Here is a 23,523-nt window from a genome sequence, read left to right as displayed (position 1 = left end):
CCGCTCGTCCCCTCTCCCGTCCTGCAGTTGAAATCCACTCCACCACCCCCATATGAAGGGGCATAAGGCATTTTCGCCCCGCTGCGTGGAGACTCTTCCCTTGACCACCATCGTTTCAGTTCGCCGCCACGGCAAAGTCGTCATGGGCGGCGACGGCCAGGTTTCGCTTGGCAACACCGTGATGAAAGGCAACGCGAAAAAAGTTCGTCGCCTGTACCACGGCCAGGTCATCGCCGGTTTTGCCGGTGCCACCGCTGACGCCTTTACCCTCTTCGAACGCTTCGAAGGCCAGCTGGAAAAACACCAGGGCCATCTGGTCCGCGCCGCTGTCGAGCTCGCCAAAGAATGGCGTACCGACCGTTCCTTGAGCCGCCTCGAAGCCATGCTCGCCGTCGCCAACAAAGACGCGTCCCTGATCATCACCGGCAACGGTGACGTGGTTGAACCCGAAGACGGTTTGATCGCCATGGGCTCCGGCGGCGCCTACGCTCAGGCAGCCGCCAGCGCGCTGCTGAAAAAAACCGATCTGTCGGCCCGGGAAATCGTCGAGACCGCTCTCGGCATCGCCGGCGACATCTGTGTATTCACCAACCACACCCAGACCATTGAGGAGCAGGACTGCGCCGAGTAAGCCCGTGCAGGCCATCGCGCCACGGCTCATTCTTGCTTGAGGTCCGCTAAATACTATGTCCATGACTCCCCGTGAAATCGTCCACGAACTCAATCGCCATATCATCGGCCAGGACGATGCCAAGCGCGCCGTCGCCATTGCCCTGCGCAATCGCTGGCGCCGGATGCAGCTGCCCGAAGAGCTGCGCGTCGAAGTAACGCCGAAGAACATCCTGATGATCGGCCCGACCGGTGTCGGTAAAACCGAGATCGCCCGGCGCCTGGCCAAGTTGGCCAATGCTCCGTTCATCAAGGTCGAAGCGACCAAGTTCACCGAAGTCGGCTACGTTGGCCGTGATGTCGAGTCGATCATTCGTGACCTTGCCGATGCGGCCATCAAGCTCCTGCGCGAGCAGGAAATCGTCAAGGTTCGCCACCGCGCCGAAGACGCCGCCGAAGAGCGCATCCTCGACGCCCTGCTGCCGCCTGCGCGCATGGGCTTCAGCAACGACGACACCCCGACAGCCGATTCCAACACCCGCCAACTGTTCCGCAAACGCCTGCGCGAAGGTCAGCTGGATGACAAGGAGATCGAAATCGAAGTCGCCGAAATGGCCGGCATCGAGATCGCCACGCCGCCGGGCATGGAAGAAATGACCAACCAGCTGCAAAGCCTGTTCGCCAACATGGGCAAGGGCAAAAAGAAGTCCCGCAAGCTCAAGGTCAAAGAAGCGCTGAAACTGGTGCGCGACGAAGAAGCCAGCCGCCTGGTCAACGATGAGGAATTGAAGGCCAAGGCCCTGGAAGCGGTCGAGCAGCACGGCATCGTGTTCATCGACGAAATCGACAAGGTCGCCAAGCGCGGCAATTCCGGTGGCGTCGACGTGTCCCGCGAAGGTGTGCAACGCGACCTGCTGCCGCTGATCGAAGGCTGCACCGTCAACACCAAGCTGGGCATGGTCAAGACCGACCACATCCTGTTCATTGCCTCCGGCGCCTTTCACCTGAGCAAGCCGAGCGACCTGGTGCCCGAGCTGCAAGGTCGCCTGCCGATTCGCGTCGAACTCAAGGCGCTGTCGCCGGAAGATTTCGAGCGCATCCTCAGCGAGCCGCACGCTTCGCTCACCGAGCAATATTGCGCACTGCTGAAAACCGAGGGCCTGGGCATCGAGTTCCAGCCGAGCGGCATCAAGCGCATCGCCGAGATCGCCTGGCAGGTCAACGAGAAAACCGAAAACATCGGTGCCCGTCGCCTGCACACGCTGCTCGAGCGCCTGCTGGAAGAGGTATCGTTCAGTGCCGGCGACCTGGCCAGCAGCCACGACGGCAAGGTCATCCAGATCGACGCTGACTACGTCAACAGCCACCTCGGTGAATTGGCGCAGAACGAAGACCTGTCCCGTTATATCCTGTAAGCCATGCGACCCCTTGTAGGAGCACAGCTTGCTGGCGATGGCGCATTTGAAATCGCCATCGCCGGCAAGCCGTGCTCCTACAGGTGGCTGACCATACGCCTACAGACGGATACCCGGTCATGATCCCCACCGACATCAAACTGCACAAGGCCTCGAAAACCCTGACGCTCAAATATGCGTCTGGCGAGGAATACACCCTTCCCGCGGAATTCCTGCGCGTGCACTCGCCTTCCGCCGAGGTCCAGGGCCACGGCAAACCCATCCTGCAATTTGGCAAGATCAACGTAGGACTGAGCAAGGTAGAACCGGCCGGTCAGTACGCACTGAAACTGACCTTCGACGACGGCCACGACAGCGGCCTTTTCACTTGGGAATATCTTTACGAGCTGGGGCGACGTCATGACGCACTCTGGGAAGATTATCTCGCAGAGCTCAAAGCCGCCGGAAAAACCCGCGACCCCAACGAATCTGTCGTCAAGCTGATGCTCTAGCCTGAGCCTCTTGCTCTTTAGAGGGCATTTTCTAATTTCATCTGTTTGAATGCTCCGCTTCAGCGCCGGTGATTGGCCTGCTTGCGAAAAAAATTAAACTCGGGTAACCAATGGAGCTGGCAAGTTCCCTGCAGTGTTCTCTGCGAACAAAAAGCAGCGATGCAGTATTAACGGTCACCCCGAGCAGTAGTACCTGGCATTGGCTGTGTGACTGCACAGCGAGGCCCCGGGTACTCGTCTCAGGACAATGGAGCGTCGTAGATGAGTAACAAGAATAACGATGACTTGAAGTATCAGGCCTCGGAAAACACCTTGGGACTGAATCCTGTCGTTGGGCTGCGTGGAAAGGATCTACTGGCTTCTGCTCGAATGGTGCTCAGGCAGGCCATCAAGCAACCGGTGCACAGCGCGAAACACGTTGCGCATTTCGGTCTTGAACTCAAGAACGTGCTGTTCGGTAAATCCGAACTGCAACCGAACAGCGATGACCGTCGCTTCACTGATCCGGCCTGGAGCCAGAACCCGCTCTACAAACGTTATCTGCAAACTTACCTGGCGTGGCGCAAGGAACTCCACGACTGGATTGACGAAAGCAACCTCCCGGCCAGCGATGCAGCTCGCGGGCACTTCGTGATCAACCTCATGACCGAAGCCATGGCCCCGACCAACAGCGCGGCCAACCCGGCAGCGGTCAAACGCTTCTTCGAAACCGGCGGCAAGAGCCTGCTCGACGGTCTCTCGCATCTGGCCAAGGACATGGTGCACAACGGCGGGATGCCGAGCCAGGTCAACATGGGCGCGTTCGAGGTCGGCAAGAGCCTGGGTGTGACCGAAGGCGCGGTGGTGTTCCGCAACGACGTGCTGGAGCTGATCCAATACAGGCCGATCACCGAGCAGGTCTACGAACGGCCACTGCTGGTGGTGCCGCCGCAAATCAACAAGTTCTACGTTTTCGACCTGAGCCCGGACAAGAGCCTGGCGCGATTCTGCCTTCGCAGCAACGTGCAGACTTTCATCGTCAGCTGGCGCAATCCGACCAAGGAACAGCGCGAATGGGGCCTGACGACCTATATCGATGCGCTCAAGGAAGCGGTTGACGTCGTCACCGCAATCACCGGCAGCAAGGACGTGAACATGCTCGGCGCCTGCTCCGGTGGCATCACCTGCACCGCGCTGCTGGGTCATTACGCAGCGATCGGCGAGAAAAAAGTCAACGCCCTTACCTTGCTGGTCAGCGTGCTCGATACGACCCTGGACAGCGACGTCGCCCTGTTCGTCAACGAACAGACGCTCGAAGCCGCCAAGCGCCACTCCTACCAGGCCGGCGTGCTGGAAGGCCGTGACATGGCGAAAGTCTTCGCCTGGATGCGTCCCAACGACTTGATCTGGAATTACTGGGTCAATAACTACTTGCTGGGCAATGAGCCTCCGGTCTTCGACATCCTGTTCTGGAACAACGACACCACGCGGTTGCCCGCAGCGTTCCACGGCGACCTGATCGAGATGTTCAAAAACAATCCATTGATTCGTCCGAATGCACTGGAAGTGTGCGGCACCGCTATTGACCTCAAGCAAGTGACGGCCGACATTTTTTGCCTGGCCGGCACCAACGACCACATCACCCCGTGGAAGTCCTGCTACAAGTCGGCGCAACTGTTCGGTGGCAACGTTGAATTCGTGCTGTCCAGCAGCGGGCATATCCAGAGCATCCTGAACCCGCCGGGCAATCCGAAATCCCGCTATATGACCAGCACCGAAATGGCGAGCACTGCAGATGAATGGCAAGAGAATGCCACCAAACACACCGATTCCTGGTGGCTGCATTGGCAGGCCTGGCAGGCCCAGCGTTCCGGCGAACTGAAAAAGGCCCCGACGAAACTCGGCAACAAGGCGTATCCGGCGGGCGAAGCTGCACCGGGCACGTATGTACATGAGCGGTAACTGACACACCCCGCTTCTGTAGGAGCGAGCCTGCTCGCTCCTACAGAAGCGGGGATGAATTCATAAACAGGGCCAGAGCATGCCGCAACCGTTCATATTCCGTACCGTCGACCTGGATGGTCAGACCCTCCGCACGGCGGTACGTCCCGGCAAGCCTCATTTGACGCCCTTGCTGATTTTCAATGGCATCGGCGCCAACCTTGAGCTGGTGTTTCCGTTTGTGGCAGCGCTGGATCCGGACCTGGAAGTGATTGCTTTCGATGTTCCCGGTGTCGGTGGTTCGTCGACGCCCAACCGGCCTTATCGCTTTCCCGGCCTGGCCAAGCTGACGGCGCGGATGCTCGATTATCTCGACTATGGTCAGGTCAACGTGATCGGTGTGTCGTGGGGCGGTGCCCTTGCGCAGCAATTCGCTTATGACTATCCGGAGCGCTGCAAGAAACTGGTGCTGGCGGCGACGGCGGCAGGCGCGGTGATGGTGCCGGGCAAGCCAAAAGTGCTGTGGATGATGGCCAGCCCGCGACGCTACATCCAGCCGTCTCACGTGATCCGCATTGCCCCGATGATCTACGGCGGCGCGTTCCGACGCGACCCGACGCTGGCCGCCAGCCATGCGGCGAAAGTGCGTTCGGCGGGCAAGCTCGGTTACTACTGGCAGCTGTTCGCCGGGCTCGGCTGGACCAGCATTCACTGGCTGCACAAGATCAATCAGCCGACCCTGGTGCTGGCGGGGGACGACGATCCGCTGATCCCTCTGGTCAACATGCGTCTACTGGCCTGGCGGATTCCCAATGCCCAGTTGCACATCATCGATGACGGGCACCTGTTCCTGATCACGCGTGCCGAAGCGGTGGCGCCGATCATCATGAAATTCCTCCAGGAAGAACGGCAGCGTGCCGTGATGCACCCGCATCCGGCGCCATTGGGCGGTTAACCGACGCATTGTCGGTCGGCAGGATGCCGCGCCGCGCAACAACCCGCTACAGCGTCTATGGTGTTCTGGTTCGGTGTGTTTGTTTTTGGCCTGAAGACGAAGGAGTGTTGACTGATGCGTGAAAAACCAGCGAGGGAGTCTTTGCCCACTCCCGCCGTGTTCATCAACGCACAGAGTGCGATTACCGGTCTGCGCGGCCGGGATCTGATTTCGACGTTGCGCAGTGTTGCTGTCCATGGCTTGCGCAACCCGGTACACACGGCTCGGCATGCCTTGAAACTGGGCGGGCAACTAGGGCGAGTGTTGTTGGGCGATACCCTGCACCCGACCAATCCGCACGACAGTCGATTCGCCGACCCGGCATGGAGCCTCAATCCGTTTTATCGTCGCAGCCTGCAGGCCTACCTGAGCTGGCAGAAAGAGGTCAAAAGCTGGATCGACCAAAGCACCATGAGCCCTGATGATCGTGCTCGTGCGCACTTTGCCTTCGCCCTGCTCAACGATGCCGTATCGCCATCCAACAGCCTGCTCAATCCCCTGGCGATCAAGGAAATCTTCAACACTGGCGGCAACAGCCTGGTGCGCGGCATCAGTCATCTGGTTGACGATCTGCTGCACAACGACGGCCTGCCCCGGCAGGTCACCAAACAGGCATTCGAAGTCGGCAAGACCGTCGCCACCACGACGGGCTCCGTGGTGTTTCGCAACGAATTGCTGGAGCTGATCCAGTACAAGCCGATGAGCGAAAAGCAGTACTCCAAACCGCTGCTGGTGGTGCCGCCGCAAATCAACAAGTACTACATTTTCGATCTGAGCCCGCACAACAGTTTCGTCCAGTTCGCGCTCAAGAATGGCTTGCAGACCTTCATGATCAGTTGGCGCAATCCGGATGTACGCCATCGCGAATGGGGACTGTCGACTTACGTTGAAGCGGTCGAAGAGGCCATGAACGTCTGCCGCGCGATCACCGGCGCCCGCGAGGTCAACCTGATGGGTGCCTGTGCCGGCGGACTGACCATCGCCGCCCTGCAAGGCCATCTGCAGGCCAAGCGCCAACTGCGCCGTGTCTCCAGCGCAACCTACCTGGTCAGCCTGCTCGACAGCGAGCTGGAGTCCCCGGCGACCTTGTTCGCCGACGAGCAGACCCTGGAAGCCGCCAAACGTCGCTCCTATCAAAAAGGCGTGCTCGATGGCCGCGACATGGCCAAGGTCTTCGCCTGGATGCGCCCCAACGATTTGATCTGGAGTTACTTCGTCAACAATTACCTGCTGGGCAAGGAGCCGCCCGCCTTCGACATCCTCTACTGGAACAACGACAACACGCGCCTGCCGGCGGCTCTGCATGGTGACCTGCTGGACTTTTTCAAGCACAACCCGCTGAGCCATCCGGGCGGTCTCGAAGTGTGTGGCACGCCGATCGACTTGCAGAAGGTCACTGTCGACAGCTTCAGCGTCGCCGGAATCAACGACCACATCACGCCGTGGGATGCGGTGTACCGCTCAACGTTACTGCTGGGTGGCGAACGCCGCTTCGTCCTGTCCAACAGCGGCCATGTGCAGAGCATCCTCAACCCGCCGAGCAACCCGAAAGCCAACTACGTCGAGAACGGCAAATTGAGTAGCGACCCACGGGCCTGGTATTACGATGCCAAGCGTGTGGATGGCAGTTGGTGGACGCAATGGCTGGCCTGGATACAGCAACGCTCGGGTGCGCAAAAGGAAACCCACATGGCCCTCGGCAACCAGAACTATCCACCGATGGAGGCGGCGCCCGGTACTTACGTGCGCGTGCGCTGACGTTCAAACGAACCACGGCCGATGTCGGCCGTGGCAGGACCCGAACACTAAGAAGACTGGATGAAAACCCGCGACCGCATCCTCGAATGTGCCCTGCAGTTGTTCAATCAGAAGGGCGAACCGAACGTTTCCACCATGGAAGTTGCCAACGAAATGGGCATCAGCCCGGGCAACCTCTACTACCACTTCCACGGCAAGGAGCCATTGATCCTCGGGCTGTTCGAGCGCTTTCAGGCCGAATTGGCGCCGCTGCTCGACCCACCGGCGGATGTCGAGCTGGCCCCTGAAGATTACTGGCTGTTCCTGCATCTGATCGTCGAACGCCTGGCTCACTACCGGTTTCTGTTCCAGGACCTGTCGAATCTGGCAGGACGCCTGCCGAAACTGGCCAAAGGCATTCGCAACCTGCTAAACGGGCTCAAACGCACGCTGGCTTCATTGCTGGCGCGCTTGCAAGCTCAAGGGCTGCTGGTCAGCGATACCCAGGCACTGGGGCAACTGGTGGAGCAGATAACCATGACGCTGCTGTTCTCACTGGACTACCAGCGGATTCTTGATCGAGCGGGGGAAGTACGTCTGGTGGTGTACCAGATCATGATGCTGGTGGCGCCTCACCTGCTGCCATCGATGAAAGCTGCGACCGAGCAGATGGCGATGCAGTATCTGGAAGAACACGACTAGCCTCTTTAGGCATCGAGCAAGCTCGGCGTCTGCAGGGAACGCATAAAACCGTGCACAAACAAAAACGCCCGACCTTGGCAGATCGGGCGTAATCGTTCCCATGCTCCGCGTGGAAATGCACCCGGTGACGCTCAGCGTCACTGCCGCAGTGGACGCGGAGCGTCCGTTGAGGCATTCCCACGCTGAGCGTGGGAACGATCATCAGGAACAGAGCTCGGCGCCTGCAGGGAACGCATAAANTGCCGCAGTGGACGCGGAGCGTCCGTTGAGGCATTCCCACGCTGAGCGTGGGAACGATCATCAGGAACAGAGCTCGGCGCCTGCAGGGAACGCATAAACCGTGCACAAACAAAAACGCCCGACCTTGGCAGATCGGGCGTGATCGTTCCCATGCTCCGCGTGGAAATGCACCCGGTGACGCTCAGCGTCACTGCCGCAGTGGACGCGGAGCGTCCGTTGAGGCATTCCCACGCTGAGCGTGGGAACGATCATCAGGAACAGAGCTCGGCGCCTGCAGGGAACGCATAAACCGTGCACAAACAAAAACAGAACTTCATCCTCGACGCCAAGTCCCCATGCTCCGCGTGGAAATGCACCCGGTGACGCTCAGCGTCACTGCCGCAGTGGACGCGGAGCGTCCGTTGAGGCATTCCCACGCTGAGCGTGGGAACGATCATCAGGAACAGAGCTCGGCGCCTGCAGGGAACGCATAAAACCGTGCACAAACAAAAACGCCCGACCTTGGCAGATCGGGCGTGATCGTTCCCATGCTCCGCGTGGGAATGCAGCCGGTGACGCTCTGCGTCACTGCCGCAGTGGACGCGGAGCGTCCGTTGAGGCGTTCCCACGCAGAGCGTGGGAACGATCATCAGGACTGACTGGTTGGCGTCGATGGAGCCGGCGCGACAGTCGGGGTGACAGCAGGCGTTGGCGCGGTCGCGGAGTTCGATGCGCTGACTGGAGCTGCGGTCGGGGTTGCCGGCTTGGCCGCTGCCACAGCTGGCTTGGCAGCGGCTTTAGGAGCTGCCGGCTTCTTCACCGCTGGTTTCTTCGCAGCAGCAGGTTTTGCCGCTGGTTTGGCTGCAGGTTTAGCGGCGGCGGTTTTAGCGGCTGGCTTTGCTGCCGGTTTGGCTGCTGGCTTGGCAGCCGCTTTAGCGGCGACCGGTTTGGCCGCTGCCTTGGCTGCTGCAGGTTTCGCTGCGGCAGTTTTTGCCGCTGGCTTGGCGGCAGGTTTGGCTGCGGCTTTTGCCAGTGGTTTAGCCGCGGTCTTTGCGGCCGGTTTGGCAGCAGGTTTTGCCGCTGCAGTCTTCGCCGCAACAGGCGCGACCTTGGCACCGGTCAGTTTTTCGATTTGCTTGGTCAGGGTATCGACCTTGCTGTGCAATGCTTTTACTTCATTGCGGCTCGGTACGCCCAGACGCGAAATGGCGCTGTTCAGACGCTTGTCGAAAGCGCCTTCGAGCTCATCCCACTTGCCCAGTGCGCGGTCTTTCACGCCGCTGATGCGCGATTTGGCCGAAGAAGCGGAGTCCTTGGCGGCGTCGACTTTTTTGCCCACGGCGCTCTTGGTGAGCTTCTCGGCTTTCTCGCCGTCCTTAACCAATGCATCGAAGAGTTTGCTGCCGTCAGTGTCGATCTTCGAGTACACGCCCAAACCAGCCAGCCAGATTTTACGGGAGTAGTCTTCGACTTTCCCGATCCACGAGCTGCCTTCTTTTTCGGTGTTCTTTTTAACAGCCATCCCGTTCTCCTTAAGATTTACGCGCGACACGTTCGAGCAATGCCGTCAGCTCATCGAGCTTAGCAGAGAGTGTCTCAACGTCATGTTTAGACGGAATGCCGATACGATTCAAGGCACTTGCGACACGCGTGTCGAACGCCTTCTCGACCCTGTCGAGTTGAACTTCGACCTTGCCCTTGAAAGTGCTCACTTCACTCTTGGCTTCGTCGATCTCGGCATTCGCTGCTTCAAGTTTCTCGGCAACTACTTTTTTGCCTTTCTTTTCAACAGATTGGCCAGCTTTCACCAACTCTTGAAAGTATTCGCTGCCCTCTTGCCCAACCTTGGCGTAGGCACCCAGGCCTGCCAGCCAGACCTTGCGGGCATAGGATTTGACGTCGCTCAGAGTACTGGTCGATGCGTCGATTTTTTTCTTCAAAATTGCTTTGGCCATGGTCCACCTCACGCGCAGAAGGTTTGAGGAACTGCCCGCGAAATTGTCGGGCTCTGGCACAAAGTAGGGAGAAAAATTAGAAACGGCACCCTAACAACTGACATAAAAGCTCGGGTGCAGCGCAAAAAAGTGTAGGAGTGAGCCTGCTCGCGAAAGCGGACTTTCAGTCAAATTGCCAGTGACTGACAGACCGCTATCGCGAGCAGGCTCACTCCTACAGGGAATCGAATTTCAGACAAAAATCAGACCAGCGCTTTATCCAGCGCCTTCTCGATTTCCGCTTTGATCATGCCGCTCATGGCCGACATCATCAGGCCGAGCTCTACATCGACCTTGATCGAATCTTCGGTGACATGCACCGCGCCCTTCACACCCGAACGCTTGAGGTTGAGGGTATCTCCGGACCACTGCGGCTCCAGGCCATATTGCTCGGAGAGTTTCTGCGCCAGCTTGTCGGCCTTCTCGCGCGCCGCTTCTTTGCCCAGGCCATGGGCACGTTCAACACTAATACGGGCCATCGAATGACTCCTGCTTATGAATGCTTTCCCGGAGCATCTTGACCTCTGCTGCGTCAAAACGTCCCGATGGTTGCCCATCTTACCTTCAGCCTTGCCAAGACAAAGCATCCCTTGGGGATTAGAATGTCGCGCATTCTCTTTTGGTGACAGCGATATGACTGATCAGCGCAAAGGCAGCGATGCCGAACCCACCACTCACTTCGGCTTCAAAAACGTTCCGGAAAGCCAGAAAGCGGAAAAAGTCGCTGAGGTTTTTCACTCGGTAGCCGCCAAATACGACCTGATGAACGACCTCCTGTCGGGCGGCATGCACCGTCTGTGGAAGCGTTTCGCGATCGAACTGTCGGGCGTTCGCACCGGTAACCGCGTGCTCGATATCGCCGGCGGCACCGGTGACCTTACCCGGAAATTCTCGCACCTCGTCGGCCCGACCGGCCAGGTGGTGCTGGCCGACATCAACGAGTCCATGCTCAAGGTCGGTCGTGACCGCTTGCTGGACCTGGGTGTGGCGGGCAACGTCGAATTCGTCCAGGCCGATGCGGAAAAACTGCCGTTCCCGGACAATCATTTCGACTGCGTGACCATCGCCTTCGGCCTGCGCAACGTGACGCACAAGGAAGACGCCCTGCGCTCCATGCTGCGTGTACTCAAGCCGGGCGGCCGTCTGCTGGTCCTCGAGTTCTCGAAGCCGACCAACGCGCTGATGTCCAAGGCCTACGACGCCTACTCGTTCGCCTTCATGCCACTGATGGGCAAGCTGATCACCAATGACTCGGAAAGCTATCGCTACCTGGCCGAATCGATCCGCATGCACCCGAACCAGGAAACCCTGAAGTCGATGATGGTCGAGGCCGGTTTCGACCGTGTGACCTATCACAACATGACCGCAGGCATCGTTGCCCTGCATCGCGGCATCAAGCCCTGATGCTGCTCGCCGGCCTGCTCGCCAGCGTTGAACTCGGTCTGAACCGGGTGCTTCGTCTCGACAGCACGGCGCTGCCGCGGCTCGCGCATTTGAGCGGCAAAGTGATTGCCGTCGATTGCCGCAGCCCGGCACTGCAATTGTTCATCCTGCCCAGCGACGAAGGCCTGATGCTGGCCTCCCAGTGGGAAACCGGCGCCGACTGCACCTTGCGCGCACCGGCTTCCAGCCTGTTGAAACTGGCGATGAGCAAGGACAAGACCTCCGTTCTGCATGGCCCTGAAGTCGAACTCGACGATGACAGCGGTGCGCTGCTGGAACTGGCGGCGATCCTTCAGGACCTGGAGCTGGACTGGGAGTATGAACTCTCACGCTGGCTAGGCCCGGTCGCCACGCAGCTGGTCGGTGGTCATTTGCGCAGTCGCGCGCGCTGGTATCAGCAAGGATTTACCAGCCTGGGCCAGAACCTGGGCGAATACCTGGCCGAAGAGTCGCGCACCCTCGTTGGCCAGCGCGAAGCCGAAGCGCGATTCAGTGAACTGGACCAGATCAAGCTCGATCTGGAACGTCTCGAGGCGCGTTTCGAGCGCCTTTCCCGATCCCTCGACCCAAGCGATAACGCATGAAGCTGCTTGCCGTCCGCCGTTTGTTGCGCATCCAGCGCGTCGTGATTCGCTACCGCCTCGATGACCTGCTGTTCGCCCTGCCGCTGCCCTGGTTCCTGCGGGTATTGCGTTATGCCTTGCCGTGGCGCTGGTTCCCGCGCAGGACCCTGGACCTGAGCCGCGGCGCGCGACTGCGTCTGGCACTGCAGGACCTGGGGCCGATCTTCATCAAGTTCGGTCAGATCCTGTCTACCCGCCGCGACTTGCTGCCAGAAGACATCGCTGATGAACTGATGAAGTTGCAGGACCGCGTGCCGCCATTCGACTCGCAGGTCTCGGTCAAGCTGATCGAAGAACAGCTCGGCAAGAAAATCAGCGAGGTGTTCAGCCGTTTCGACGTCGAACCACTGGCCTCGGCCTCGGTGGCGCAGGTGCATGCCGCGCAGCTGAAAACCGGCGAAGAAGTGGTGGTCAAGGTGATCCGCCCGGGCCTCAAGCCGGTGATCGCCCAGGACCTGGCGTGGCTGTTCATCCTCGCCCGCGCCGCCGAAAAACTCTCGGCCGATGCACGCCTGTTGCACCCGGTGGACGTGGTCAGCGACTACGAAAAAACCATCTATGACGAACTCGACCTGCTGCGCGAGGCGGCCAACGCCAGCCAGCTGAAGCGCAATTTCGAAGGTTCGCCGCTGCTGTATGTGCCGCAAGTCTACTGGGACTGGTGCCGTCCGAAAGTGCTGGTGATGGAGCGTATCTACGGCATTCAGGTGACCGATCTGGCGACCCTGGCCGACCAGCGCACCGACATGAAAATGCTCGCCGAACGCGGTGTGGAGATCTTTTTCACCCAAGTGTTCCGCGACAGTTTCTTCCACGCCGATATGCACCCCGGCAATATTTTCGTCAGCACGGTGAGCCCGTGGAGCCCGCAATACATAGCGATCGACTGCGGCATCGTCGGCAGCCTGACCCCGGAAGACCAGGATTACCTGGCACGCAACCTGTTCGCCTTCTTCAAGCGTGATTACCGGCGCGTGGCGCAGTTGCACATCGATTCGGGCTGGGTGCCGGCGGAAACCAAGCTCAACGAATTCGAAGCGGCGATCCGCACCGTTTGCGAGCCGATTTTCGAAAAACCGTTAAAAGATATTTCATTTGGCCAGGTGCTGATGCGCCTGTTCCAGACCGCGCGCCGCTTCAACATGGAAGTGCAGCCGCAACTCGTTCTGCTGCAGAAAACCCTGCTCAATATCGAAGGCCTGGGACGTCAGTTGTACCCGGATCTCGATTTGTGGAACACCGCGCAGCCATTTCTCGAACGCTGGATGCGCGAAAGGGTCAGCCCCAAAGCCTTGATTGGCAATGTGCAGAGCCAGTTCGAACAGCTCCCGCACCTGGCCAACATGGCCCGCGATCTGCTCGAACGCATGTCCCAACCTCACGCCTACGACCCGCCGCCACCGTGGCACCGTCGTCGCGATGACTGGTTCTTGCGCCTGCTCGGCACGGCGCATCTGGCGGGTGGCGCGATCCTCGCCGCTGGTGGCCCGCTGAATGAACTGGCCTATTGGCCCGCCGGGATCATGATGGCGGTCGGCTTGTATCTGGTCGTTCGCCGATAGCCAGTTGCGTGAACGACTGGCACACTGTTTCAACGCTTGGGTTCGACTAATGAAGTGTTGAACCCGCTGTCGGAGTCGAAGATGAAAAACTGGCTGGACGAGATCAAGTGGGACGCTGACGGCCTGGTGCCCGCGATTGCCCAGGATCACAAGACCGGGCGCGTCCTGATGATGGCCTGGATGAACCGCGAAGCGCTGGAACTGACCGCTGCCGAAAACCGCGCGATTTACTGGTCACGTTCCCGTGGCAAGCTGTGGCGCAAGGGCGAAGAGTCCGGCCATGTGCAAACCCTGCATGAGATGCGCCTGGACTGCGACGCCGACGTGATCATCCTGATGGTCGAGCAAATCGGTGACATCGCTTGCCATACCGGCCGCCAGAGCTGCTTCTACCGCGTCTACAAAAACGGCGACTGGACAACGGTCGACCCGGTTCTGAAAGATCCGCACGCCATCTATTCCGCTTTTGCAGGACACAAACATGAGTGACACTCTGACCCGCCTGGCTCAAGTGCTGGAGGAGCGCAAAGGCGCCGCCGCCGACAGTTCCTATGTCGCCAGCCTGTACCACAAGGGCTTGAACAAGATTCTGGAGAAAGTCGGCGAAGAGTCGGTCGAAACCATCATTGCCGCCAAGGACGCCGCCGTCAGTGGTGACTGCAGCGATGTGATCTACGAAACCGCCGATCTGTGGTTCCACAGCATGGTCATGCTCGCCCAACTGGGGCAGCATCCACAGGCTGTACTCGATGAACTGGACCGTCGTTTCGGTCTGTCCGGACACGCCGAGAAAGCCTCGCGTCCGTCCGCCTGAACAACTATTAGAGAGGAGCAGCAACATGGGCATTTTTGACTGGAAACACTGGGTCGTCATCCTGGTTGTTGTCGTACTGGTGTTTGGCACCAAGAAACTGAAAAACCTCGGCACCGATGTCGGCGAATCGATCAAGGGCTTTCGCAAGGCCATGAACGATGACGAAAAACCGGCCGACCCGACGGCCACTCCAGCCCAACCGGTTCCGCCGGTTCAGCCTCAGGCCTCTGTCAATCAGCCGCACACCATTGACGTGCAGGCGCAGAAAGTCGAAGAGCCGATTCGCAAAGACGTGTGAGCACTGACTAATGTTTGGTATCAGCTTCTCTGAACTGCTGCTCGTCGGCCTCGTTGCCCTGCTGGTGCTGGGTCCCGAGCGCTTGCCGGGCGCAGCGCGCACCGCCGGCCTGTGGGTCGGGCGACTGAAGCGCAGCTTCAACGCGATCAAACAGGAAGTTGAACGTGAAATCGGTGCCGACGAGATTCGTCGGCAACTGCACAACGAGCACATCCTGTCGCTTGAACAGGAGGCGCGGAAAATTTTCACGCCGACCCAGCAGGAGCCTGCGCCGGTCGAGCACGTGGGAGGGCAGACGATTCAAGCACCTGCCCCTGCGACAGCACCGGCAGTTGCAGCTGTCGAGTCCGCTCCCCCTGTAGCAGCCACTCCGGTTGAACCCGTTACACCTGCGGCTGCGCCCGTTGCGCCGGCCCCTCATGACCCAACACTGCCGCCGCGAGCCCCATGAGCGATCTCCCAGAAAACGACCAGCACATGCCGCTGGTTTCGCACCTCACCGAGTTGCGTACCCGTCTGCTGCGCTGTGTAGCGGCGATCTTCATCATTTTTGCCGGGCTGTTCGCCTTCACCCAGCAGATCTACACCTTCGTTTCGACGCCGCTGCGTGCTTATCTGCCGGCCGGCGCGACGATGATCGCCACCGATGTGTCGTCGCCATTCCTGACGCCGTTGAAGCTGACGATGATGGTCTCGCTGTTCCTGGCGATCCCGGTGATCCTGCATCAGATCTGGGGCTTCATCGCACCCGGCCTGTACAAGCATGAAAAACGCATCGCCGTGCCCTTGCTGGTCTCCAGCATCTTTCTGTTCTATGCCGGCATGGCGTTCGCCTACTTCCTGGTGTTCCCGCTGATCTTCAAGTTCTTCGCCGCCGCCACGCCGGCCGGTGTGGAAATGATGACCGACATCACCAGCTACCTCGATTTCGTCATGACGCTGTTCTTCGCCTTCGGCGTGGCGTTCGAAATTCCGGTGGCTGTGGTGTTGCTGGTGTGGATTGGCGTGGTCGACGTCAAATACCTGAAGAAAATCCGTCCGTACGTGATCATCGGCTGCTTCGTGGTCGGCATGATCCTGACCCCGCCGGATATCTTCTCGCAGACCCTGCTGGCCGTACCGATGTGGATGCTGTTCGAAGTCGGCATCCTGTTCAGCAGCCTGATCAGCAAGCGTGGCGAGCATCCGGACGATCAACCGGCTGACGATCACAACGACCAGCCGCCAGCGACCCAAGCGTGAACCTGCTGTTACTGGAAGAGGCCGATTTCATTGCGGCCGACCGGGTGATCCTGCGTGATCGCCGGTTGACCCACATGCAGGAAGTTCACCGCTGCGAAGTCGGCGACAGCCTGCGTGTCGGGCGCATCGGCGGGCTGATGGGCTCGGCCGAAGTGCTGCGCCTGGATACCGCCGAAGCCGAATTGCGCGTTACCCTCGATCAACCACCGCCGACCAAGCTGCCGTTGACCCTGGTGCTGGCCCTGCCACGCCCCAAAATGCTGCGCAGGGTGTTTCAGACTGTTGCAGCCATGGGTGTGCCACGGATCGTGCTGGTGAACAGCTACCGCGTCGAGAAGAGCTTCTGGCAGACGCCATTCCTGGAGCCTGAAGCCATTCGCGAGCAACTGATCCTCGGCCTGGAACAAGCGCGGGACACTGTTCTGCCGGAAGTTGTGATCGAGAAACGCTTCAAACCCTTCGTCGAGGATCGCCTGCCTGCCATCACCGAAGGCACCCTCGGCCTGGTGGGGCATCCGGGCAACTACCCGCCCTGCCCGCGTGCCTTGAGCGAACCGGTAACCCTGGCCATCGGCCCTGAAGGTGGCTGGATTCCCTACGAAATCGACCTGCTGGGCAAATCCGGCCTGCAACCGGTGCAACTGGGCGAGCGCATCCTGCGCGTCGAAACCGCCGTGACGGCCTTGCTCGCACGACTCTTCTAACCGACTCTGAGAAATCCGTAGGCGCGAGCCTGCTAGCGATGGCGGTGTACCAGCCAACATTGAAGTGGCTGACACTCCGCCGTCCGCTTATCGGGCAGCGCCTACAGAACCCCACGCCACTGCCGATATACCTCCCATAAAACCAATGTGTGGTCCGAGGGAGTTACAGCATGTACCAATGGCTGGCCGATAAGCTGGGAAATGTAGGTGTAAACCGCAAGTTGGGCGTCGGCTTCGGTCTGGTGCTGCTGCTGACATTGCTGATCACGTTTACCGGCTGGACCGGTCTCGGTGAAGTGACGAGTCGCGGCGACAAGCTCGGTTTCATTTCCGAGATCAACGGCCTGACCAAGGACCTGCGCATCGCCCGCCTCGACTACGAAATGCGCCGCGGCGAACAAGGTCCTGGTGCGGTCAATGACCTGCTGGGCAAGCTCGAAACCGGCCTGCAAGCGGCTCGCCAGATGATCGAACAACCCGCCGACATCGCCATGATCGACCAGCAACTGGCCGCTGTCAGCCTGTACAAACAAGGCTTCACCGCCCTGACCCAGGCCGGTGCCAACCGTGAAGATGCCCGCAGCAAACTCGGCGCTACCGCCGACAACGCCGTTGCCAAAGTCGCTGAAGTCGAAAAATCCATGCTGCAAGGTGACAGCGTGACGGCATTCAACAGCGTGATCGAGCTGAGCAAACTGATCCAGCAAGCGCGCTTCCAGGTTCGCGGCTACACCTACAGCGGCAAGAGCGAAGCCGAGCAGCCGGCCCTCGATGCGATCGACAATGCCCTGAAATACCTCGAAAGCCTGCCCGCCAAACTGCCTGAAGAACACCTCGCCAACCTGCAACTAGCCACCGACTCGCTCAAGGCTTATCGCGCCGCGGTGAGTCAATACCGTGACTCCCAGGTCGCCAGCGTCGACGCCCTGAAACGCATGGCGGCCCAAGGCGAAATCCTGCTCCAGGTGAGCAACAAACTGACGGTTTCGCAAACCCTGGTACGCGATACCGATGTAGCGCATGCCAAAAACATGCTGTTGGTGGCCACCGCCCTGGCACTGGTCTTCGGTCTGTTCGCTGCCTGGGCCATCACCCGGCAGATCGTGATTCCGCTCAACCAGACCCTCAAAGTGGCCGAACGCATTGCTTCCGGCGATCTGACCCACAACCTCGAATCCAAGCGCCAGGACGAACTGGGGCAGCTGCAACGTGCGATCCAGAGCATGACCCAGGGCCTGCGCGAGCTGATCGGCGGCATCAGTGATGGCGTCACGCAGATTGCCAGCGCCGCCGAAGAGTTGTCGGCAGTTACCGAACAGACCAGCGCCGGGGTCAACAGTCAGAAGGTCGAGACCGACCAGGTGGCCACGGCCATGAACGAAATGACCGCCACGGTGCAGGAAGTTGCACGCAACGCCGAGGAAGCCTCCGAGGCCGCGGTCGCCGCCGACCAGCAGGCCCGCGAAGGTGACAAAGTGGTGGGCGAAGCCATTGCCCAGATCGAGCGCCTGGCCAAGGAAGTGGGAAACTCCACCGAAGCCATGGGCGAGCTCAAGCGCGAGAGCGACAAGATCGGCAGTGTGCTCGACGTGATCAAGTCCGTGGCACAACAAACCAACCTGCTGGCGCTCAACGCTGCCATCGAAGCCGCCCGTGCCGGTGAAGCCGGACGCGGCTTTGCCGTGGTCGCCGACGAAGTGCGCAGCCTGGCCCAGCGCACCCAGAAATCCACCGAAGAAATCGAAGAGCTGATCGTCGGCCTGCAAAACGGCACCCAGCAAGTGGCGACCATCATGGACAACAGCCGAAGCCTGACCGACAGCAGCGTCGAACTGACGCGCCGCGCCGGTGGCTCACTGGAAAGCATCACCCGCACGGTTTCGGCAATCCAGGCGATGAACCAACAGATTGCCGCCGCCGCTGAACAACAGAGCGCCGTGGCTGAGGAGATCAACCGTAGCGTGCTGAACGTGCGGGATGTCTCGGACCAGACCTCGGCCGCCAGTGAAGAGACCGCGGCCTCCAGTGTTGAGCTGGCGCGGTTGGGAACGCATCTGCAAATGCTGGTGGGACGGTTCAAGGTTTGAGGTGATCCGATCTACTTGATCGTTACTTGATCGTTCCCACGCTCTGCGTGGGAATGCATCCTCTGTCGCTCTGCGTCACGCCCGAGAAAGGACGCGGAGCGTCCTGGGCGGCGTTCCCACGCGGAGCGTGGGAACGATCAGGCCATAAAAAAACCCGCTTTCGCGGGTTTTTTCATTACGCCATCTGAGGCTGTACGCTCAACGGTTTGAGCGGCAACAACGGGGCATGAGGGTCGGCCTTGACCGACTTGCGCCACGCGCCCAGCCACTCCGGATGGCCTTCGTTCCAGACCTGCTCATGCAAGCGGGCCAAAGCTACCGGATCGCTCAACAGCTGCACACGCTCGTTGTTGGTCAGGCCTTGCGGCCCAACTTTCATCGCGTGCCGCACGCGCTCGATCCGTAGCCATTCAATCGGCTCGGCCTCACGGTGACGCGAGGTCGCCAGCGAGCACGCCAAGGCGTTCTGCTGCGGATCGACCACCGAACGGACGAAGCCGTCGTTCAGCGCATGCCAACGGTTTTCGTGGGTGTACTGGTCAGTAGCCAGCAATGCCTGCGGCGGATTGTATTCCTCAGGGATCAGGAACAGGCTCTCGTCGCGGGATTTCAGGCCCAGGCCGACACGGCTGGAAATCACCGAGACCGGGATCGACAGCATCAGCGAACCGACGATCGGCACCAGCCACCACAGGAAGCTCGGGTTCAGCCAGATCACCAGCAGGGCCCAGAAGAAGCCCAGCAAGGTTTGCGGGCCGTGGCGCTTGACTGCTTCGCTCCAGGGCGTGGAGTCGTCGTCACGTTGTGGCGAATTCCAGGTGGCAGCCCAGCCGAGGAACGCGGCAAGCACGAATCGGGTGTGGAAAATCATCCGCACCGGTGCCAACAGCACGGAGAACAACATCTCCAGCAGCATCGACAATGTCACCTTGAACTTGCCGCCGAACTCTTTCGCGCCCTTGGCCCAGATCAGGATGATGCTCAACAGCTTCGGCAGGAACAGCAGCACGATGGTGGTCGAGAACAGCGCAATCGCCTTGTCCGGGTGCCATTGTGGCCACAGCGGATAAAGCTGGCGCGGTTCAAGGAAGTACTGCGGCTCCATCAACGTGTTGACTGCCAGCAGCGCCGTCGACAACACCAGGAAGAAGAACCACAGCGGCGCCGACAGGTAAGACATCACACCGGTCAGGAACACGGCACGGTGCACCGGGTGCATGCCCTTGACTAGGAACAGCCGGAAGTTCATCAGGTTGCCGTGGCACCAGCGACGGTCACGCTTGAGTTCATCCAGCAAGTTCGGCGGCAGCTCTTCATAGCTGCCCGGCAAGTCGTAGGCAATCCACACGCCCCAACCGGCACGGCGCATCAGCGCGGCTTCAACGAAGTCGTGGGACAGGATCGCACCCGCGAACGCGCCTTTACCGGGCAGCGGCGCCAGGGCGCAGTGCTCGATGAACGGCTTCATGCGAATGATCGCGTTGTGGCCCCAATAGTGCGATTCACCCAGTTGCCAGAAGTGCAGACCGGCGGTGAACAGCGGACCGTACACCCGGGTCGCGAACTGCTGCATGCGTGCATACAGCGTGTCCATGCCCGACGCACGCGGCGCGGTCTGGATGATCCCGGCGTCCGGCGTGGCTTCCATCAGACGCACCAGACTGGTCAGGCACTCACCGCTCATCACCGAGTCGGCGTCGAGTACGACCATGTACTTGTAGTCACCGCCCCAGCGACGGCAGAAGTCGTCGAGGTTACCGCTCTTGCGTTTTACCCGACGGCGGCGGCGGCGATAGAAGATCTTGCCGAAGCCCTTGGCTTCCCGGCAGACGTCCAGCCAGGCCTGCTGCTCGGCCACGCAGATGTCGGCGTCGTTACTGTCGCTGAGCACGAAGAAGTCGAAGCGATCCAGATCACCCGTGGCCGCGACCGATTCGAACGTTGCGCGCAGACCGGCGAATACCCGCGGCACGTCTTCGTTGCAGATCGGCATCACCAGAGCGGTGCGTGCGTCCTTTGGAATCGCCTCGTTGCCGGCGCTTTTACCGGAAATGCGGTACTTGTCGTGGCCGGTGAGCAACTCGAGGAAGCCCATCAGCGCGGTCCAGAAACCTGCCGAAACCCAACAGAACAGGATCCCGAACAGAATCAGGATGCTGGTCTGCAATGCATACGGCAGCACTTGGGTAGCGGTTTGCAGCAGCGGCTGATGCAGGACTTCTTCGAGGTCAACGAACGACCAGCCCTGGTACGGCATGATGCCTTTCATGTACCAGCCGGCCACGATGGTCTGGCCGAGCATCAACACCAGAAGAATGTAGCGACGGATCGAACCCACGGTACGCCAGCGTGCTGCGGGCAGGACGCGTTCGTCCTTCGGCGGCTTCGGCGGGTTGGTACGACCGGTCATCCGGCGCCAGCCACGTACCAGGATGTTGGTACGCCAAGGCTCGGGCACGACCTTGGTCCGGCGAATCGGCGGAGTGGCCTTGAGGCAAACCCGACCGCTGGCGTCGAGCGCCAGCATTTCGGCGTCCTGCAACTCTTCGGCGGTGCTCAGGGTCAGGCGCTTGCCCACCGAAGCCTGGGCGGCCTCGGTGGGGGCGTCGAACGTGGAGGACGACAGGCGTTCGTGCAACTCGCTGAAGGACTTGCAGCCCGCGAGCTCCGCGCGCTGCTGGTCGGTCATCGGCAGATGCGCCAGATACTCCGAAAGAGTTTCTGGCTGTACTAGAGAATTACTCATCGGCAGGCAACTGATAGCTCCAGGTCTCGGTCAGGACTTCTTCAGTCGGTGCCGATTCCGGTGTGGCTGGGGCCGCGTCAGCAGCGACAGGCTGCTTGGCGTCTGTATTGGCCTTGTCCTTGGCATCTGCAACCGGCTTGGCTTCGGCATGCTTGGCCTCGGCTTGCTTGGCTTCCTTGTCCATCTTCTCTTGTTGCTTGGCGGCGACTTTGTCGGCCTTGGCAACGGACGAGTTCGACGCTGGAACCGCCGACTTGGCCAGGTCAGCCGTCACAACAGGCTGTACCAGCGCAGCGCGCATTTCGGTGGACTTGCTCGGGTCCTTGATCTTCATGCGCAAGGTCAGGCGCCAGCCCTTGGTTTCAGGGTTGTAACGGACGCTGTTTTCCACGACCTCGGCGTTGTCACCCACGCTGACCTGGCTGCGAACGTCGGCATCGGCCGGCAATGCCGCCAGCGATGGACCTTCGAAATCCACCAGGTACGCCACGCTACCGTCCGGCTGACGAATCAGGTTGGACTGTTTCACGTCACCGGTGGAGCGCAAGGTTTGCTTGACCCAGGCGCTGTCCGGCGCGTGAATCGAAGCTTCATCCATGGTCCAGTGCATACGATAAGCGACATCGAGCGGCTGGCCGGGTTCCGGCATCTTTTCCGGGCTCCAGAACGCCACGATATTGTCGTTGGTTTCGTCAGCGGTCGGAATCTCTACCAGATCGACGGAGCCCTTGCCCCAGTCGCCTTTCGGTTCGATCCAGGCACTTGGGCGCTTGTCGTAGCGGTCGTCGAGGTCTTCGTAGTGGCTGAAGTCGCGGCCACGTTGCAGCAGACCGAAGCCGCGCGGGTTCTCTACGGAGAAGTTGCTCACGGCCAGGTGTTTAGGGTTGTTCAGAGGGCGCCAGATCCACTCGCCGTTACCGGCATGGATCGACAGACCGCTGGAGTCGTGCAGTTCACGACGATAATTCAGGACTTTCGATGGCTGATTGGCGCCGAACAGGTACATGCTGGTCAGCGGCGCAACGCCGAGCTTGGTGACTTTGTCACGCAGGAACATCTGCGCCTTGACGTCGACAATGGTGTCGCTGCCCGGACGCAGGGTCAGGCGATAGGCACCAGTAGCGCGAGGCGAATCGAGCAACGCGAAGATCACCAGATGCTTGTCGCCCGGCTTGGGCTGTTGAATCCAGAACTCGCGAAAGCGCGGGAACTCTTCGCCCGATGGCAACGCGGTATCGATCGCCATGCCGCGCGCGGACAAGCCATAGACGTGACCCTTGCCGACAACGCGGAAATAACTCGCGCCGAGCATGGTCATGATTTCGTCTTGCTTGTCGGCCTTGTTGATCGGGTACAGCACACGGAAACCGGCATAACCGAGTTGCTCAGTGGCTTTGGGATCAAACTTGAGGTCGCCGAAATCGAACCGGGTTGGATCGTATTTGATCTCTTCGACGGTGTTCGCCGTGATTTCGTTGATTTTCACCGGCGTGTCGAAATGCATGCCCTGGTGATAGAACGACAGCTTGAACGGGGTTTTCTGGTCCGCCCACTCGGCCTTTTCAGTCAGGAACCGAATTTTCTGATAGTCCGCGAATTTCATTTCGCGGAATTCGTTTGGCAGGTTACTGCGCGGCGCTTCGTACTTCTGTCCGGCCAGCTCTTTTGCCTTGACCGATACATCATCCAGATTGAATGCCCAAAGCTGACCGGCGCTGAACAGGCAGAGCAGTGCCGAGCCCGCTACCAGAGCGCTACGTAACCGTTTGGCAGACAATTTTGGTGCGTTACAGGGACTAACAATCACGAGCAACCCTCGCCGAAAACAGATCAAAAAACCAACGGCCAGTTAAAGGGTCTGTACGGTATCCGGTACATGAAAACCGGTCCTGCAGACCACTCTTGCCAAGTTGGCGAGCATTG

Annotated in this window: 22 protein-coding genes and 1 pseudogene; 18 read left to right on the top strand and 5 right to left on the bottom strand. The window is 60.0% G+C overall.

Features of this window, described 5'->3' with window-relative positions:
- Positions 1-100 precede the first annotated feature (100 nt).
- The 7 genes from hslV (at position 101) to ASD60_RS01270 (ending at position 7,868) form a co-directional block, all read left to right on the top strand.
- On the top strand, positions 101-631 hold the full coding sequence (hslV, locus tag ASD60_RS01300) for an ATP-dependent protease subunit HslV (protein ID WP_007975582.1): 531 nt from the start codon (positions 101-103) through the stop codon (positions 629-631).
- Between the two features lie 55 nt (positions 632-686).
- Positions 687-2,024 (top strand): HslU--HslV peptidase ATPase subunit, encoded by a 1,338-nt coding sequence (gene hslU, locus ASD60_RS01295; RefSeq protein WP_056852255.1) that lies wholly within the window; start codon positions 687-689, stop codon positions 2,022-2,024.
- Between the two features lie 119 nt (positions 2,025-2,143).
- Entirely contained in the window at positions 2,144-2,515 is a 372-nt protein-coding gene (locus ASD60_RS01290; protein ID WP_056852254.1) for a gamma-butyrobetaine hydroxylase-like domain-containing protein, read from the top strand.
- A 261-nt stretch (positions 2,516-2,776) separates the two neighbouring features.
- Complete coding sequence (gene phaC / locus ASD60_RS01285) at positions 2,777-4,456, top strand: class II poly(R)-hydroxyalkanoic acid synthase (protein WP_056852253.1); 1,680 nt, start codon at positions 2,777-2,779, stop codon at positions 4,454-4,456.
- 79 nt (positions 4,457-4,535) lie between these two features.
- Positions 4,536-5,390, top strand: coding sequence for a poly(3-hydroxyalkanoate) depolymerase (phaZ, locus tag ASD60_RS01280; RefSeq protein ID WP_056852252.1), 855 nt, complete (start codon positions 4,536-4,538; stop codon positions 5,388-5,390).
- Between the two features lie 114 nt (positions 5,391-5,504).
- Positions 5,505-7,187: a class II poly(R)-hydroxyalkanoic acid synthase gene (gene phaC, locus ASD60_RS01275; RefSeq protein WP_056852251.1), complete on the top strand. Its 1,683-nt coding sequence runs from the start codon at positions 5,505-5,507 to the stop codon at positions 7,185-7,187.
- 60 nt (positions 7,188-7,247) lie between these two features.
- Complete coding sequence (locus tag ASD60_RS01270) at positions 7,248-7,868, top strand: TetR/AcrR family transcriptional regulator (protein ID WP_056852250.1); 621 nt, start codon at positions 7,248-7,250, stop codon at positions 7,866-7,868.
- 868 nt (positions 7,869-8,736) lie between these two features.
- On the opposite strand, the gene ASD60_RS01265 is transcribed toward ASD60_RS01270, so the two are convergent.
- The 3 genes from ASD60_RS01265 to ASD60_RS01255 all read right to left on the bottom strand — a co-directional run bounded on the left by ASD60_RS01265 (position 8,737) and on the right by ASD60_RS01255 (position 10,560).
- Complete coding sequence (locus tag ASD60_RS01265) at positions 8,737-9,609, bottom strand: phasin family protein (protein WP_056852249.1); 873 nt, start codon at positions 9,607-9,609, stop codon at positions 8,737-8,739.
- A 10-nt stretch (positions 9,610-9,619) separates the two neighbouring features.
- Positions 9,620-10,042 carry a phasin family protein gene (locus ASD60_RS01260; protein ID WP_056852248.1) on the bottom strand — a complete coding sequence of 141 codons (423 nt, stop codon included), beginning with the start codon at positions 10,040-10,042 and terminating at the stop codon, positions 9,620-9,622.
- A gap of 242 nt (positions 10,043-10,284) precedes the next feature.
- Positions 10,285-10,560 (bottom strand): polyhydroxyalkanoic acid system family protein, encoded by a 276-nt coding sequence (locus ASD60_RS01255; protein ID WP_056852247.1) that lies wholly within the window; start codon positions 10,558-10,560, stop codon positions 10,285-10,287.
- A gap of 154 nt (positions 10,561-10,714) precedes the next feature.
- Between ASD60_RS01255 and ubiE the strand changes: the two genes are divergently transcribed.
- The 11 genes and pseudogenes from ubiE (at position 10,715) to ASD60_RS29700 (ending at position 18,854) form a co-directional block, all read left to right on the top strand.
- Positions 10,715-11,485 carry a bifunctional demethylmenaquinone methyltransferase/2-methoxy-6-polyprenyl-1,4-benzoquinol methylase UbiE gene (gene ubiE / locus ASD60_RS01250; protein ID WP_007989286.1) on the top strand — a complete coding sequence of 257 codons (771 nt, stop codon included), beginning with the start codon at positions 10,715-10,717 and terminating at the stop codon, positions 11,483-11,485.
- Positions 11,485-12,108, top strand: coding sequence for a ubiquinone biosynthesis accessory factor UbiJ (locus tag ASD60_RS01245; RefSeq protein ID WP_056852246.1), 624 nt, complete (start codon positions 11,485-11,487; stop codon positions 12,106-12,108). The genes ubiE and ASD60_RS01245 overlap by 1 nt, the downstream gene beginning before the upstream one ends.
- Complete coding sequence (ubiB, locus tag ASD60_RS01240; protein WP_056852245.1) at positions 12,105-13,709, top strand: ubiquinone biosynthesis regulatory protein kinase UbiB; 1,605 nt, start codon at positions 12,105-12,107, stop codon at positions 13,707-13,709. The genes ASD60_RS01245 and ubiB overlap by 4 nt, the downstream gene beginning before the upstream one ends.
- 81 nt (positions 13,710-13,790) lie before the next feature.
- Positions 13,791-14,198 carry a phosphoribosyl-AMP cyclohydrolase gene (gene hisI / locus ASD60_RS01235; RefSeq protein WP_056852244.1) on the top strand — a complete coding sequence of 136 codons (408 nt, stop codon included), beginning with the start codon at positions 13,791-13,793 and terminating at the stop codon, positions 14,196-14,198.
- Positions 14,191-14,523, top strand: a complete 333-nt coding sequence (locus ASD60_RS01230) for a phosphoribosyl-ATP diphosphatase (protein WP_046816939.1) — start codon at positions 14,191-14,193, stop codon at positions 14,521-14,523. The genes hisI and ASD60_RS01230 overlap by 8 nt, the downstream gene beginning before the upstream one ends.
- A 25-nt stretch (positions 14,524-14,548) precedes the next feature.
- The gene (locus ASD60_RS01225; RefSeq protein WP_056852243.1) at positions 14,549-14,821 is read left to right on the top strand and encodes a twin-arginine translocase TatA/TatE family subunit; all 273 of its coding nucleotides are present in this window, start codon (positions 14,549-14,551) and stop codon (positions 14,819-14,821) included.
- A gap of 10 nt (positions 14,822-14,831) precedes the next feature.
- Positions 14,832-15,272 carry a Sec-independent protein translocase protein TatB gene (gene tatB / locus ASD60_RS27940; RefSeq protein WP_082557515.1) on the top strand — a complete coding sequence of 147 codons (441 nt, stop codon included), beginning with the start codon at positions 14,832-14,834 and terminating at the stop codon, positions 15,270-15,272.
- Positions 15,269-16,063, top strand: coding sequence for a twin-arginine translocase subunit TatC (gene tatC / locus ASD60_RS01215; protein ID WP_056852241.1), 795 nt, complete (start codon positions 15,269-15,271; stop codon positions 16,061-16,063). Before tatB ends, tatC begins: the two co-directional genes overlap by 4 nt.
- Complete coding sequence (locus tag ASD60_RS01210) at positions 16,060-16,767, top strand: 16S rRNA (uracil(1498)-N(3))-methyltransferase (RefSeq protein ID WP_056852240.1); 708 nt, start codon at positions 16,060-16,062, stop codon at positions 16,765-16,767. The genes tatC and ASD60_RS01210 overlap by 4 nt, the downstream gene beginning before the upstream one ends.
- Before the next feature lie 170 nt (positions 16,768-16,937).
- Positions 16,938-17,999: pseudogene (locus ASD60_RS29705) on the top strand (methyl-accepting chemotaxis protein); the annotation flags it as partial.
- A complete protein-coding gene (locus tag ASD60_RS29700; RefSeq protein ID WP_442965965.1) occupies positions 17,991-18,854 on the top strand; it encodes a methyl-accepting chemotaxis protein in 864 nt (287 codons plus the stop codon). The pseudogene ASD60_RS29705 and the gene ASD60_RS29700, both read left to right, overlap by 9 nt.
- A gap of 175 nt (positions 18,855-19,029) precedes the next feature.
- Here the strand turns inward: ASD60_RS29700 and mdoH are convergent, their stop codons facing one another.
- Positions 19,030-21,600 carry a glucans biosynthesis glucosyltransferase MdoH gene (gene mdoH, locus ASD60_RS01200; RefSeq protein WP_056852238.1) on the bottom strand — a complete coding sequence of 857 codons (2,571 nt, stop codon included), beginning with the start codon at positions 21,598-21,600 and terminating at the stop codon, positions 19,030-19,032.
- Complete coding sequence (locus ASD60_RS01195; protein ID WP_056852237.1) at positions 21,593-23,407, bottom strand: glucan biosynthesis protein G; 1,815 nt, start codon at positions 23,405-23,407, stop codon at positions 21,593-21,595. The genes mdoH and ASD60_RS01195 overlap by 8 nt, the downstream gene beginning before the upstream one ends.
- Between the last annotated feature and the right edge of the window lie 116 nt (positions 23,408-23,523).

The sequence above is a fragment of the Pseudomonas sp. Root562 genome (assembly GCF_001427125.1).
GTDB lineage: Bacteria > Pseudomonadota > Gammaproteobacteria > Pseudomonadales > Pseudomonadaceae > Aquipseudomonas.
The sequence above is the reverse complement of the archived record's forward strand: the minus strand, read 5'-3'. Positions and strand labels throughout refer to the sequence as shown.

What these genes read in the sequence shown, in the direction of transcription:
- hslU (WP_056852255.1), top strand. Translation starts at nt 687, where the DNA reads ATGTCCATGACTCCCCGTGAAATCGTCCACGAACTCAATCGCCATATC.
- ASD60_RS01290 (WP_056852254.1), top strand. Translation starts at nt 2,144, where the DNA reads ATGATCCCCACCGACATCAAACTGCACAAGGCCTCGAAAACCCTGACG.
- phaC (WP_056852253.1), top strand. Translation starts at nt 2,777, where the DNA reads ATGAGTAACAAGAATAACGATGACTTGAAGTATCAGGCCTCGGAAAAC.
- phaZ (WP_056852252.1), top strand. Translation starts at nt 4,536, where the DNA reads ATGCCGCAACCGTTCATATTCCGTACCGTCGACCTGGATGGTCAGACC.
- phaC (WP_056852251.1), top strand. Translation starts at nt 5,505, where the DNA reads ATGCGTGAAAAACCAGCGAGGGAGTCTTTGCCCACTCCCGCCGTGTTC.
- ASD60_RS01270 (WP_056852250.1), top strand. Translation starts at nt 7,248, where the DNA reads ATGAAAACCCGCGACCGCATCCTCGAATGTGCCCTGCAGTTGTTCAAT.
- ASD60_RS01265 (WP_056852249.1), bottom strand. Translation starts at nt 9,609, where the DNA reads ATGGCTGTTAAAAAGAACACCGAAAAAGAAGGCAGCTCGTGGATCGGG.
- ASD60_RS01260 (WP_056852248.1), bottom strand. Translation starts at nt 10,042, where the DNA reads ATGGCCAAAGCAATTTTGAAGAAAAAAATCGACGCATCGACCAGTACT.
- ASD60_RS01255 (WP_056852247.1), bottom strand. Translation starts at nt 10,560, where the DNA reads ATGGCCCGTATTAGTGTTGAACGTGCCCATGGCCTGGGCAAAGAAGCG.
- ubiE (WP_007989286.1), top strand. Translation starts at nt 10,715, where the DNA reads ATGACTGATCAGCGCAAAGGCAGCGATGCCGAACCCACCACTCACTTC.
- ASD60_RS01245 (WP_056852246.1), top strand. Translation starts at nt 11,485, where the DNA reads ATGCTGCTCGCCGGCCTGCTCGCCAGCGTTGAACTCGGTCTGAACCGG.
- ubiB (WP_056852245.1), top strand. Translation starts at nt 12,105, where the DNA reads ATGAAGCTGCTTGCCGTCCGCCGTTTGTTGCGCATCCAGCGCGTCGTG.
- hisI (WP_056852244.1), top strand. Translation starts at nt 13,791, where the DNA reads ATGAAAAACTGGCTGGACGAGATCAAGTGGGACGCTGACGGCCTGGTG.
- ASD60_RS01230 (WP_046816939.1), top strand. Translation starts at nt 14,191, where the DNA reads ATGAGTGACACTCTGACCCGCCTGGCTCAAGTGCTGGAGGAGCGCAAA.
- ASD60_RS01225 (WP_056852243.1), top strand. Translation starts at nt 14,549, where the DNA reads ATGGGCATTTTTGACTGGAAACACTGGGTCGTCATCCTGGTTGTTGTC.
- tatB (WP_082557515.1), top strand. Translation starts at nt 14,832, where the DNA reads ATGTTTGGTATCAGCTTCTCTGAACTGCTGCTCGTCGGCCTCGTTGCC.
- tatC (WP_056852241.1), top strand. Translation starts at nt 15,269, where the DNA reads ATGAGCGATCTCCCAGAAAACGACCAGCACATGCCGCTGGTTTCGCAC.
- ASD60_RS29700 (WP_442965965.1), top strand. Translation starts at nt 17,991, where the DNA reads ATGACCCAGGGCCTGCGCGAGCTGATCGGCGGCATCAGTGATGGCGTC.
- mdoH (WP_056852238.1), bottom strand. Translation starts at nt 21,600, where the DNA reads ATGAGTAATTCTCTAGTACAGCCAGAAACTCTTTCGGAGTATCTGGCG.